General features: G+C 75.6%; 13 protein-coding genes. 12 read left to right on the top strand and 1 reads right to left on the bottom strand.

Translation table 11 applies throughout. The features are described from left to right. Positions 1-99 precede the first annotated feature (99 nt). From ACZ6AQ_RS09235 to ACZ6AQ_RS09210, 6 genes are all read left to right on the top strand, one after another. Entirely contained in the window at positions 100-474 is a 375-nt protein-coding gene (locus ACZ6AQ_RS09235; protein ID WP_468758676.1) for a hypothetical protein, read from the top strand. Next, positions 471-2,234 (top strand): acyl-CoA dehydrogenase, encoded by a 1,764-nt coding sequence (locus ACZ6AQ_RS09230; RefSeq protein ID WP_468758675.1) that lies wholly within the window; start codon positions 471-473, stop codon positions 2,232-2,234. The genes ACZ6AQ_RS09235 and ACZ6AQ_RS09230 overlap by 4 nt, the downstream gene beginning before the upstream one ends. A 14-nt stretch (positions 2,235-2,248) precedes the next feature. Then, positions 2,249-3,094 carry a 4'-phosphopantetheinyl transferase family protein gene (locus ACZ6AQ_RS09225; RefSeq protein WP_468758673.1) on the top strand — a complete coding sequence of 282 codons (846 nt, stop codon included), beginning with the start codon at positions 2,249-2,251 and terminating at the stop codon, positions 3,092-3,094. A 165-nt stretch (positions 3,095-3,259) separates the two neighbouring features. After that, positions 3,260-4,120: an NAD(P)H-binding protein gene (locus ACZ6AQ_RS09220; protein ID WP_468758672.1), complete on the top strand. Its 861-nt coding sequence runs from the start codon at positions 3,260-3,262 to the stop codon at positions 4,118-4,120. Continuing rightward, the gene (locus ACZ6AQ_RS09215; RefSeq protein WP_468758670.1) at positions 4,117-5,187 is read left to right on the top strand and encodes a zinc-binding dehydrogenase; all 1,071 of its coding nucleotides are present in this window, start codon (positions 4,117-4,119) and stop codon (positions 5,185-5,187) included. The genes ACZ6AQ_RS09220 and ACZ6AQ_RS09215 overlap by 4 nt, the downstream gene beginning before the upstream one ends. A gap of 171 nt (positions 5,188-5,358) precedes the next feature. Then, positions 5,359-5,814, top strand: a complete 456-nt coding sequence (locus tag ACZ6AQ_RS09210) for an ester cyclase (RefSeq protein WP_388699445.1) — start codon at positions 5,359-5,361, stop codon at positions 5,812-5,814. 73 nt (positions 5,815-5,887) lie between these two features. On the opposite strand, the gene ACZ6AQ_RS09205 is transcribed toward ACZ6AQ_RS09210, so the two are convergent. Further along, complete coding sequence (locus tag ACZ6AQ_RS09205) at positions 5,888-6,343, bottom strand: nuclear transport factor 2 family protein (RefSeq protein WP_468758669.1); 456 nt, start codon at positions 6,341-6,343, stop codon at positions 5,888-5,890. Positions 6,344-6,522: 179 nt separating this feature from the next. Between ACZ6AQ_RS09205 and ACZ6AQ_RS09200 the strand changes: the two genes are divergently transcribed. The 6 genes from ACZ6AQ_RS09200 (at position 6,523) to ACZ6AQ_RS09175 (ending at position 12,653) form a co-directional block, all read left to right on the top strand. Beyond that, entirely contained in the window at positions 6,523-7,479 is a 957-nt protein-coding gene (locus tag ACZ6AQ_RS09200; RefSeq protein WP_468759244.1) for an aromatase/cyclase, read from the top strand. 224 nt (positions 7,480-7,703) lie between these two features. Further along, the gene (locus ACZ6AQ_RS09195) at positions 7,704-8,969 is read left to right on the top strand and encodes a beta-ketoacyl-[acyl-carrier-protein] synthase family protein (protein WP_468758668.1); all 1,266 of its coding nucleotides are present in this window, start codon (positions 7,704-7,706) and stop codon (positions 8,967-8,969) included. Continuing rightward, the gene (locus ACZ6AQ_RS09190) at positions 8,966-10,225 is read left to right on the top strand and encodes a ketosynthase chain-length factor (RefSeq protein ID WP_468758666.1); all 1,260 of its coding nucleotides are present in this window, start codon (positions 8,966-8,968) and stop codon (positions 10,223-10,225) included. The genes ACZ6AQ_RS09195 and ACZ6AQ_RS09190 overlap by 4 nt, the downstream gene beginning before the upstream one ends. 84 nt (positions 10,226-10,309) lie before the next feature. After that, the gene (locus tag ACZ6AQ_RS09185; RefSeq protein WP_388699435.1) at positions 10,310-10,573 is read left to right on the top strand and encodes an acyl carrier protein; all 264 of its coding nucleotides are present in this window, start codon (positions 10,310-10,312) and stop codon (positions 10,571-10,573) included. A gap of 240 nt (positions 10,574-10,813) precedes the next feature. Then, positions 10,814-12,388, top strand: a complete 1,575-nt coding sequence (locus tag ACZ6AQ_RS09180; RefSeq protein WP_468758665.1) for an AMP-binding protein — start codon at positions 10,814-10,816, stop codon at positions 12,386-12,388. Position 12,389: 1 nt separating this feature from the next. Continuing rightward, complete coding sequence (locus ACZ6AQ_RS09175) at positions 12,390-12,653, top strand: acyl carrier protein (RefSeq protein WP_388699429.1); 264 nt, start codon at positions 12,390-12,392, stop codon at positions 12,651-12,653. The last annotated feature ends 1 nt before the right edge of the window (position 12,654 follow it).

The following is a 12,654-nucleotide window of genomic DNA, read 5'->3' as shown; positions in this document are numbered from 1 at the left end:
CCGCGTCTTCCGGCACCCGGTCGTGGTCCAGGGCCGTTCGAGGAGTTCTCCGGCCGTCCCGGTGAACCTCGGGGCGGGCGTCGAGGAAGGGCGGAGCCGATGGCGGTCGAACGAGCGCGCCGCAGGACGGACCCGGCGGACGCGGGCGCGGAGGCGGACGTGTACGGGGACGCGTCGGCCGACGCGGTCCGGGAACCGGCCGCGGACACCACCCGGCCGCTGTTCCCGGCGCGGGACCTCCCCACCGGACCGCCGGACCACGGCGGCGCCCGGGGCGGGTTCCGGGGACGTGCCGGGGACGGCGGTGCGGGGTTCCGCCCCTTCCGCCGCCCGGACGCCGGGGCCCGTCGTGCCGGCTCCCGCCGGGCGGCGCCCGGCGGCCCGTTCCCGCCCCCGGGCGGCCGGGTGGCTGTTCCCGCCCGCCTCCCGGGCCCCGCCGGACGGCGCGCGGAAACCGCCGCCCGCACCCCGTGAACCAGGAGCCGATCACCACGACCACGGCCGCCGCCCCGCGCCCCGGAGCCGGCACCGCGTCCGTCGCCGACGTGCCGGCCGACGCCGCCGCGCACCTCCGCGCGGCCCGGCTGGAGGCGCTCCTCGGCGACCCCGAGGACCCGGCCAACCCGCACGGGACCGCGGCCCTCGCCGCCGCCGACGCCCTGGGCGAACCCCCGGAACCGACCGAGGCCCTGCTCGCCGGAGCCGGCCTCGCCGCCGAGTTCGTCCCGGCCCGGTCCGGCGGGCTGCTCACCCGCGCCGACCTGCTCGTCACGGCGCTGCGCCCGCTGTTCCGCCGCGACCTCGCCCTGGGCCTCGGCCTCGTCTCGCTCTCGGCGGCCGCCCCCGTCTGGGCCGCGGGCGGCGCACGGCAGCGACAGGGGACCGCCGACCTGCTGCTGCGCGGCGGCCGGGTGGCAGCCGTGCACCACGAACCCGCCCACGCCAACGCCTTCGCGCGCGGCGAGCTGACCGCCGTCCCGGACCGCGACGGCTGGATCCTCGACGGCCGCAAGGACCTCGTCATGAACGCGTCCCGGGCGGACGCCTGGGTCGCCTGCGCGCGCACCGCGCCCGAACGCGGCCCGCACAGCCGTTCCCTCTTCCTCCTGGACCCCGGCGGGCTTCCCCCCGGGGGATTCCGCGGACTGCCCCGGGTGCCCACCTCCGGCCTGCGCGGCACCCCCTTCTCCGGCCTGGAGTTCACGCGCTGCCCGGCCCCCCCGGGCGCCCTGGTCGGCCGTCCCGGCGAGGGAACCGCGCTGCTCCTGCGCACCCTCCAGATCGACCACTGCCTCGTCCCGGCCGCCGCCGTCGCGGCCACCGGAACCGTACTGCGCTCGGCCGTGCGCGCCGCGACCGCAGGCCGGACCGGGCCGGTGGCCCGGCGCTGGCACAAGCCGCTCGCCGGGGTCTTCGCCGACCTGCTCACCTGCGACAGCATGGTCACCGTCGCGCTCCGCGCGCTCGGTCTGCTGCCCGACCGCGCCCACCTCCTGGCCGCGGCCGTCAGGTACGTGGTCCCGGGCCTGCTGCGCGAGAACCTCGAAGAGCTCGCCACCGTCCTCGGCGTGCCCGGCCGCGCGCACGACGGACCGCCCCACCGGTTCCTGGACAAGCTGGCGCGCGACCTGCCGTTCGCGAGCCTCGGCCACACCGGCACGGCCGCCTGCCACGCCGTCCTGATCCCCCAGCTGCGACCGCTCGCCGAGCGCTCCTGGTTCAGGTCCGCGGAACCGCCGCCCGAGCTGTTCGGCACCGGCGCGGGCCTGCCCGCCCTCGACCACCGGCTGCTCGGCGTCGCCGGAGGGGAGGACCTCCTCGCCGCCTCCCTCGTCGGCTCCGCCGGACGGCTGGCCGCCGCTCCGCACGCCGACGGCCGGATCGCCGTACTCGCGGGCCTCGCCGGAGCGTTCACGGACGAACTGCGGACACTGCGCTCCCGGTGCGCGGCCCTGCCCGCCGTTCCCGGCCCGGCCGCCGTGGTCCTCAGCGACCGTTACGCCCTGCTCCAGGCCGCGGCGGCGGTGCTCGGCGTCTGGGAGGGCCAGGACGGCACGGACGCCTTCCTCGCCGAACCCGCCTGGGCGGTGCTGGCGCTGTCACGGCTGGCCCGGAGACTCGGCATCACCGCGCCCGGCCCGCCCGACGGCTGTGTGGCGCAGACGCTGGACGAACTCGTCCGCCGCCTCCACGCCGGCCGCGACTGCGGTCTCGACGGCGGACCCGGTCACTGAGGAGGAGACCCATCGTGCCGCACCGGTCCGCAGCCGGCGGGAGAACGCCCCCGCCACCCGTGCACGTCCCCGGCCCCGGGCCCGGCCGGCCCTGGCGCACGGTGCGCTCCCGCCTCGAACGGGACGGCAGCGCCGTCGCCGTCGCCACCTGGGGCGAGTGGCTGACCGCCGCACTCGCCGACCCCGCGCTGCGCCCGCTGCTCGGCCACGACTGGCAGCGCTACCGGCGCACCCGGGACGCGACCGCCCGCTACCGCTTCCTCGCCTCCCGCATGATCGTCAAGTACACGGCCGCCGCGGTCCTGGGAACGGACCCGGCCGCGCTCGACCTCGCGTACGGGATCACGGGAAGGCCGTTCATCCGCGGTTTCGACCAGATCGACGTCAGCCTGAGCCACACCGGCGACCTGATCGCGGTCGGGGTCGGCCGCACCGGCCGGATCGGCGTGGACGCCGAACCCGCGGGCCGGGCGGTCTCCCCGGAACTGCTCCGCCGGCACATGTGCACCCCCGCCGAGCGCGCCGAGCTGGCGCGGACGCCCCCGGACCGGCAGGCGTCGGAGCTGCTGCGGCTGTGGACCCTGAAGGAGGCGTACACCAAGGCCCTCGGACAGGGGATGCGGCTCGGCTTCACCCGGTTCGGCCTCGGCCTGGACGGCGGGGCCCCGGCCGCTCCCGACGGCTCCCCGGCCCCCCTCGGCGCCTGGACCTTCACCACCCACCTCGTGCTGGACGGCCGCTACCTCGTGAGCACGGCCTGCCAGGACACCGGGCTCGGCACCGCCCGGGACACCACCGCCCGCACCATGCTCGACCGGGAGCTCACGAGCGCCGTCGAGGAGGGCCTGGCGGCCCGCTGAACCGGCCCGCCGGCCGCGCCCCGTCCCGGCGGACACCGGGCCGCCCCCGGTGCGAGGCGTCCTCGAAGCGCCCTCCAAGGTTCCTCCACCGGCGCGCCCGAAACTGGGCAGCACTACCGAGCGGAAACCCCGGGACGACCGGGCCGAACAGGGTGGAGCGGGTACGTGACAATCTTGGTGACTGGAGCGACGGGAGCCGTGGGCCGGCTTGTGGTCGACCGGCTCGTGGCGGCGGGTGAGCCGGTGCGCGCGGTGACCCGGGACCCGGCCGCCGCGAGCCTGCCGGAGCCGGTCGAGGTCGTCGAGGGCGACCTGGAGAAGCCCGAGAGCCTGCGCGCGGCCTTCGCCGGAGTGGACCGCCTCTACCTCTTCCCGGTGCCGGAGACCGCCCGCGAGGTCGTCGCCCTGGCCCGGGAGGCCGGCGTCCGCCGCGTCGTGGTCCTCTCCTCCTCCTCGGTGCTCGACACGTCGAGCGGCAACCACAGCGGCGAGTACCACCGGACCGTCGAGCGCGCAGCGGAGGAGTCCGGCCTGGAGTGGACCTTCGTCCGCCCCGACGAGTTCGCCACGAACGTCCTGTGGAAATGGGGCCACTCCATCCGCACCGAGGATGTCGTGCGCGCCCCCTACGGCGACGCGAAGCGCGTCCTGATCCACGAGGCCGACGTCGCGGCCGTGGCCGCGACCGCCCTCCTGGAGGACGGGCACGCCGGCCGGGCCCACGTGCTCACCGGCCCCGAGGCCGTCACCCAGGCCGAGCAGGTCCGGCAGATCGCCCGCGCCGCCGGCCGCCCGATCGCCTTCGAGGAGATCACCCCCGACCGGGCCCGGCAGGACATGGGCCGGGTCATGCCCGCGCCGGTGGTCGAGATGGTCCTGGGCTACCTCGCCGACGCGGTCGCGAACCCGCCCGTCCCGCTCGACACCGTCGAGAAGGTCACCGGCCGCCCCGCGCTGACCTTCGCCCGCTGGGCCGCCGACCACGCCGCCGACTTCGCCCCCCGGCCGACGGAGGGTGCGGCATGAGCACGGAATCCGCCGGGCACCCGGCGCCCGGCACCACCGGCGGGACGCGCCGCGCCGCCAACACACTGGTGCGGATGACCGGCAGCGGCACCCCCGAGGAGCGGATCCACACCGACGGGGGCCCCCGGCCCGCCCCGGGCAAGGACAGGGTCCTGGTCGAGGTGGAGGCGGCCGGCGTGTCCTTCGCCGAGGTCCAGATGCTCCAGCACCTCCACCCGTTCCCGCCCGCGTTCCCCTTCGTGCCCGGCTACGACCTGGTCGGGCGGATCGTCGAGGTCGGCCCCGGAGTCACCGGCTGGAAGACCGGCGACCGGATCGCCGCCATGCCCCGCCAGGGCGCCTGGCAGCGCTTCGTCGAGCTGCCCGCCAAGACCCTGGCCGCCGTCCCCGCGACCCTGGACGCGGCCGTGGCCGTGGCCCTGGTCGTCAACGGGGTCACCGCCTACCAGATGCTGCACCGCCTCACCCGTCCGCGACCGGGCGGGACCGTCCTGGTGCACGGAGCGAGCGGAGGCGTCGGCGCCCTGCTCACCCAGCTCGCGGTCCACCACGGCCTGCGGGTCATCGGCACCGCCTCGCCCGCCAAGCACGACGCCGTGCGGGAACTCGGCGCGGAGCCGCTCGACTACCGGACCCCCGACCTCGCCGCGGCCGTCCGTGCCCTCGCCCCGGAAGGCGTCCAGGCCGTCTTCGACCACATCGGCGGCCGCGGCCTCGACGCCGGCTGGGCGATGCTCGCCCCCGGCGGCACCCTCGTCTCCTTCGACTCCTCCGTGGCGGGCTACCGCCCCGGCCAGTGGTTCCGGCCGCACGTCCCGGCCCTGCGCCGCACCGCGGCCCGCTTCTTCGCCCGTCTCCTCGGCCTCACCGGAGGCCGCCGGATGAGCATGTACTACGTCAAACCCGGCCCGGACTTCAACGCCGACTACGCGGAGCTGTGCAGGCTCGCCGAGGACGGCGTCCTCACCCCCCGCATCGCCGGCCGCCACCCGCTGGACGGGGCCGCCGCCGCGGTACGCGCCCTGCTGGACGGCAGCAGCGTCGGCAAGCACGTCCTGACCCCCTGAGCCGGTACCACCCTCCGAGCCGGTACCGAACCTCCCGAGCCGGCACCGGCCTCCCGAGCCGGTACCGAACCTCCCGTGCCGGCACCGGCCTCCCGAACCGGCACCGGCCCCGAGCCGGCACCGACACCCCCGAGCCATTCGACTCCGCAGCAGACGAGGGGAATTCCCGCCATGACCGCAACGGTGAACGAGCGTCCCGCCGGCCGGAGCGCGCAGGAGCGCAACAAGGAGACCGCGCTCGCCTGCGCCGCCGCCTGGAACCGCTGGGAGCTGGACGGCATCCTCAAGCACTGGGCCCCGGACGTCAGGCACTACTCCGAGGACCGCCCGGTCGACACCCAGCAGATGATCGGCGCCATGCGGGGGGGCCTCGCCGCCTTCCCCGACCTCCACCTGGACGTCAGGTCCATCGTCGCCGAGGGCGACCGCGTCATCCTGCGCATCACGGTGACCGCCACCCACCTCGGCGAGTTCCTCGGCAAGGCCCCGACCGGGAAGAAGGTGACCTGGTTCATGCTCGAGGAACTCCTCTTCGACGACGCCGGCCGGATCATCGAGCACCACGACGTCTTCAACTACCTGCCGATGCTGAAGGAGCTGGGGTTCGTCCCCGCCGACGTCCTCTGAACGGCGCCGCGCCCCCGCGGGAACCCTGGGTTCCCGCGGGGGCGCGGCGCGTCCGGTACCGCCGGGACCGGACTCAGGCCAGGTCGTCCCGGGTGACCGTGCGCGCCGACACCCGCAGCACGCCGTCCCCGCCCCGCACCAGCACGTCCTCGCAGACGCACACCCGGTGGACCCGGGACGCGCCGCCGATCTCGGAGGCGTAGACGACGGCGTACGAACGGACGTCCACGGCGCCGTCGGGGCGGGGCCGGACGTCCAGCATGCCCAGGAAGTGCCGGTGCCGCTGCCCGGCCGCGGCCAGCTCCGCGTGACTGCGGGTGGTCGCCGCGACCAGGCCGGCCCGGCCCCGTACGGGCTCCGGCAGCGTCGGTACGGCGAAGGTCGCGTCCTCGGTGAAGGTCGCGGCCCAGCGCTCCGCCTCGGCGAGGTCGAGGAGCTGCATCTGATGCGCGTAGAACTGCTGCACCTCGGCGTGGAGCGCGGCGCTCCAGGCGGTGGTCCCGGGCGCGAGGTCGGACGCGGTCGTCATGGGGTCTCCCTTTCGTTCCTTGGCTGCGCCCATGCTGCGCGCCGCGGGTCGCACCCCCTTCGAGGATCCCTGGACCGCCCGCCCCGGGACCCGGCCCTCCAGCCGCCTTCCGCCCGCCCTCCAGCGGGCCGGGACACCGTCGGAACCACCGCAGAGCCGAGCAGCGAAGGGTGGGAATGGTGTCCGCAGAACAGGTGCACCGTACGTCGCACGAGGTGGAGGTCGCCGCGCCCGCGGGGGTCGTCTACGGGATCGTCGCGGACACGGGGAAGTGGCCGCTGTACTTCCCGCCGAACGTTCACGTCGAGCGCCTCGGGGGCGACGGCCGGCACGAGCGCCTGCGGATGTGGGCGACCGCCAACGGCACGGTGAAGACGTGGACCTCGCGCCGCGAACTGGACCCCGGCCGCCGCCGCGTCGAGTTCCGCCAGGAGGTCCCGGCCGCTCCGCTGACCGGCATGGGCGGCACCTGGATCGTCGAGGAACTCGGCGCCGCCTCCACCCGGCTGACCCTGCTCCACGACTTCACCGTCGCCGACGACCGCGCCGAGGACGTCGCGTGGGTGCTGCGGGCCACCGACACCAACAGCGAGTCCGAGCTGGGCCGCCTCAAGGCGCTCGCCGAACGCTGGACCGAGCTGGACGACCTCGTCCTGTCCTTCGAGGACTCGACGCACGTCGAGGGGCCGGCGGAACTCGTCTACGACTTCCTGTACCGGGTGGGCGACTGGCCCGAGCGGGTGCCCCACGTGGACCGCCTGGACCTGGTCGAGGAGACGCCGGGAGTGCAGGTCATGTCGATGGACACCCGCACGGCCGACGGATCGGTCCACACCACCGAATCGGTCCGCGTGTGCTTCCCCGAGGCCCGGCGCATCGTGTACAAGCAGACCGCCACCCCGGCCCTGATGGCCGCCCACACCGGGGAGTGGTCCCTCAGGCAGGACGGGACCGGCGTGACCGTCACCTCCCGGCACAGCGTCGTGCTGCGCCCGGAGAACATCGCGCGGATCCTCGGCCCCGACGCGGACGTCGCCACCGCCCGCCGCTACGTCCGCGAGGCCCTGGGCCGCAACTCCGGCGCCACCCTCGCCCTCGCCAAGCGGTTCGCGGAGAGCGCCTCCCCGGCCCGCTGACACCCCGACCGCCCTTTTCCGCCGCACCCCGCCGGTTCCGCCGGCGGGGTGCCCGCGTTCCCCGGGACGGCCGGACCGCCTCCAACGGGAGACAGGGGCGGGTTCGAGCGGGCCTCCAGGAAGGTCGGCGAGGCTCCAAGCACGTGCGGTGGTTGCGTCGCGTGCGCGGCGGCGATCCGCGCGGTCGCCGTGACCCCCTGGAGGACAACTGTGAAGGAAAGCCGATGAGGCGGGTTGTGATCACCGGAATCGGCGTGGTCGCACCGGGCGGCGTGGGTACCAAGGAGTTCTGGTCGGTACTCACCTCCGGTCGCACCGCCACCCGGGGCATCACCCTGTTCGACCCGGCGCAGTTCCGCTCCCGCATCGCCGCGGAGGCGGACTTCGACCCCGCCGAACACGGGTTCACCCCGGCCGAGACCGCGCGCCTGGACAGGGCCACCCAGTTCGCCCTGGTCAGCACGCGTGAAGCCCTGGCCGACAGCGGGCTCGCCGAAGAGCTCGACCCCCTGCGCACCGGTGTCACCCTGGGCAGCGCGGTCGGCTGCACCACCGGCCTCGACGTGGAGTACGCGCAGGTGAGCCGCAACGGCGCGGACTGGGTGCTGGACCACACCCGGGCCGTCCCCCATCTCTTCGACTACTTCGTGCCCAGCTCGATGGCGGCCGAGGTCGCCCGTCTGGCCGGGGCCCAGGGCCCGGTGTCGCTGGTCTCCACCGGCTGCACCTCGGGCCTGGACTCCGTCGGCCACGCCGTGGAGCTGATCCGCGAGGGCAGCGCCGACGTCATGATCACGGGCGCCACCGAGGCACCGATCTCCCCGATCACCGTGGCCTGCTTCGACGCGATCAAGGCCACCAGCCCGCGCAACGACGAGCCGGAGACCGCCTCGCGGCCCTTCGACCGCACCCGCAACGGGTTCGTGCTCGGCGAGGGATCGGCCGTCCTGGTCATCGAGGAGCTGGAGCACGCCCGCCGCCGCGGGGCCCAGGTCTACGCCGAGATATCCGGCTTCGCCAGCCGCAGCAACGCCTACCACATGACCGGCCTGCGGACGGACGGGGTGGAGATGGCCGAGGCCATCACCGCCGCCCTGGACGAGGCCCGGCTCGACCCCGGCGCCGTCGACTACGTCAACGCCCACGGCTCGGGCACCAAGCAGAACGACCGTCACGAGACCGCGGCGTTCAAGCGCAGCCTCGGACAGCGCGCCTACGAGGTTCCGGTCAGCTCCATCAAGTCGATGATCGGCCACTCCCTGGGCGCGATCGGCTCCCTGGAGGTGGCCGCCAGCGCCCTGGCCATCGCGCACGACACCGTGCCGCCCACGGCCAACCTGCACGAGGCCGACCCCGCGTGCGACCTGGACTACACCCCGCTCGTGGCCCGCGAGCAGCGGACCGACACCGTACTCACCGTGGGCAGCGGGTTCGGCGGCTTCCAGAGCGCCATGATCCTGACCCGCCCGCACCTGGGAGCGACCGCATGACCGCCACCCTCGACCGCCTCCGCGACGACGGCCCCGGCGCGGTCCGCCGCCCGCGGGCCGTGGTCACCGGCATCGGCGTCGCCGCCCCCAACGGGCTCGGCACCCGCGCCTGGTGGGACGCCGTGCTGCGGGGCGAGAACGGCATCCGCCCGCTCACCCGCTTCGACGCCTCCACCTACCCGGTCCGGCTCGCCGGCGAGGTGCCCGGGTTCGTCCCCGAGGACCACGTGCGCAGCCGGCTGCTGGCCCAGACCGACCAGGTGACCCGGCTGTCCCTGGCGGCCGCCAAGGAGGCGCTGGACGACGCCGGGGTGGACCCGGCCCGACTGCCGCAGTACGCGGCCGGGGTGGTCACCTCCAGCTCCGCCGGCGGCTTCGAGTTCGGCCAGCGCGAACTCCAGGCCCTGTGGAGCAAGGGCGGCCAGTACGTCAGCGCCTACCAGTCCTTCGCCTGGTTCTACGCCGTCAACACCGGCCAGATCTCCATCCTGCACGGACTGCGGGGCGCCAGCGGGGTGCTGGTGACCGAACAGGCCGGCGGACTCGACGCCGTGGCCCACGCCCGCCGGCAACTGCGCAAGGGCTCCTCGCTCGTCGTCACCGGCGGCATCGACTCTGCCCTGTGCCCGTGGGGCTGGGTCGCCCACGTCGCCGAGGGCCGCATGAGCCCCCGCGAGGACCCCGACCGCGCCTTCCTGCCCTTCTCGGCGGACGCCTCCGGCTACGTGCCCGGCGAGGGCGGCGCCCTGCTGGTGCTGGAGGACGCCGAGGCCGCCCTGGCCCGGGGCGCCCGGGTGTACGGCTCGGTCGCCGGCTACGCCGCCACCTTCGACCCGCCCCCCGGGGCCGGTGACTCCCGGCTCGGCGCCGCCGCCGCGCTCGCCCTGGCCGACGCGGGGGTGCGGCCCGACCAGGTCGACGTGGTCTTCGCCGACGCCGCCGGCGAGCGGGAGGCCGACCGCGCCGAGGCACGGGCGATCTCCGACCTGTTCGGCGAACGGGGCGTGCCCGTCACCGCGCCCAAGAGCATGACCGGCCGGCTCTCCGCCGGAGGGTCCTCCCTCGACCTGGCCGCGGCGCTGCTCTCCCTGCGCGACCAGGTGATCCCCCCCACCACCGGCACCGACCGGCCGGCCGACGACTGCCCCGTGGACCTGGTCACCGGCGCCCCGCGCACCGGTGCGGAGCTGCGGACGGCACTGGTACTGGCGCGCGGCCGGGGCGGATTCAACGCCGCCGCCGTGGTCCGCGCCTGAACCGCGCCGGCGCCCCTTCCCGTACGGAGAACAGCCCGCCACGGACGGCCACCCCGTCCGTCCACGAGAGACACGAGGTACGACATGACCCGCTTCGAACTCACCGACCTGATCGCCCTGCTGCGCGAGTCCGCGGGGGAGGACGAGGGAGTGGACCTGGACGGCGACGTCCAGGACGTCCCGTTCGCCGATCTCGGCTACGACTCGCTGGCCATGCTCCAGACCACGGGCCTGGTCGAACGGCAGTGGGGGGTGCTCCTGGACGAGGAGGCCGTCTCCGAGGCCGAGACCCCGCGCCAGTACGTGGAGGTCGTCAACCGGGCGCTGTCCGGACGCACCGCCGTCTGAACCCGGCCGGCGACGGCGGGCGGCGCGGGAGGCCGGGTACGGCCCCCGCCCGCCGGGCCGCGCGGCGCGAGAGGCCGGGAGCGGACGGCCCCGGGGAGGGGCCGCCCGCCACCCGGCGGCGCGGTGTCCCGCGCCCGCCGGCCCGGCCGCCCCGGAGTTCAGCGGGGCTCCATCCGGTCTCCAGACCGCGAAACCACCATCGGACGCACACCCCGGGTACAGGGGCGAGAGGGAGGGGCTGTGAACAGCAGCGCGGACACGGCGCCGGACACCGTACGGGCCGCATCGCACACCGGTGACGCTCCGGGCGGGCACCCCGGCGGGCTGGTCGGCGGATTCCTCGCCCACGCCCGCCGGAACCCGCGCGCGACCGCCCTGGTCTGGCGCGACGAGGAGATCGACTACGGCACCCTGCTGCGGCACGCGCGGGCGCTGCGCGCCCTCCTCCGGCGCCCGGACGGCGCCGGACCGGTCGGCGTCCCCGCCGTGAAGACGCCCGGGACCGTGGCCCTGGTGCTCGCCTGCCTGCTGGAACGCCGGCCGGTCCTGCTGCCCTCGGCCACCCTTGGCGCCGACGCCCTGGAACGGCTGTACGGCGAGGCCGGCGTGGACGAGGTGCTCGACCCGGCGGACACCACCGGTCCGGGCACGGACAGCGGCCCCGGCACGGAACCGGACCCCACGGACACCGGCCCCGGGGACCAGCCCGGGGCACCCTCCGGACGGCCCGCCCTGCTGCTGACCACGTCCGGCTCCACCGGACTGCCCAAGATCGTGCCGCTGGGCGCGGAGGCCGTCGACGCCTTCGTCCACTGGGCCGCCGACGCCTTCGGCATCGGCCCCGGCACCACCGTCCTCAACTACGCGCCGCTCAACTTCGACCTGTGCCTGCTCGACGTCTGGACCACCCTCGCCCACGGCGGCCGGGTCGTCCTCGTCGACCCCGACCAGGCGCTGAACGGCCCCCGGCTGCTCGCCCTGCTCGACCGCCACCGGGCGGAGGTGGTCCAGGGCGTCCCCATGTTCTTCCGGCTGGTCACCGATGCCGCGCGGGACGCCGGAACGGTCCTCCCGTCCGTCCGCCACGCCGTCTTCACCGGTGAGGCCCTGCCCGGCCCGGTCCTCGCCCGGCTGCCCGGCCTGATGCCCGCCGCCCGGCTGCACAACGTCTACGGGTGCACCGAGACCAACGACAGCTTCTGGCACGAGGTGACCGACGCCCGGGCCGAGGCCGCCGCCCCCCTGCCGCTCGGCCGCCCGCTGGCCGGCGTCGACCACTTCCTCCTCGACGGCGACGGGCGCGTCCTGGAGGGTCCGGGCACCGGCGAACTCCTCGTCTCCACCCCCTTCCAGACCGACGGCTACCTCGGCCGGGCCGCCGCCGCGCGGGTCTTCGCACCACATCCGTCGGACGGGGGAGCGCGCCGCTACTTCCGCAGCGGCGACCTCGTGCGACGGCACCCGGACGGCACGCTCCACCTCGAAGGACGCACCGACCACCAGGTCAAGGTGCGCGGGGTCCGGGTCAACACCCAGGAGGTGGAGAGCGTCCTGCTCGACCACCCGGACGTCACCGAGGCGGCCGTACTGGCCCTGCCCGACCCCGTCGCCGGACGCCTGCTGCACGCCGTCGTGCGCCGCGCCGCTGGCCGGGACCTCAACAGCCTGGCGCTCCGCGGCCACCTGGCCCGCCGGCTGCCGCGCGCGGCCGTCCCCTCGACCCTGCGCCTCACCGACGACCCGCTTCCCAGGACCTCGACCGGCAAGATCGACCGCGGCCTCGCCGTCCAGGCCCCCTTCCCCAAGGAGAACTGACATGACCCACGCCCAGGCCGTCAGGACGTTCATCGTCGAGGAGTTCCTGCCCGACGTCCCCGCCGGCGAGCTGACCGACGACCACGACCTCCTGGAGAACGGCGTCGTCGACAGCCTCGGACTGCTCAAGGTGATCGCCTGGCTGGAGGACCGCTACGGCATCGACGCCGACACGGTCGACCTCGACCCGGAGTCCTTCACCACGGTCGCGTCGATCACCGCGTTCATCGAGCGGTCCGCGTCCAAGAACGCCGGGGCCGCGTAGC

The organism is Streptomyces sp. NPDC041191 (assembly GCF_055591945.1).
The sequence above is the reverse complement of the archived record's forward strand: the minus strand, read 5'-3'. Positions and strand labels throughout refer to the sequence as shown.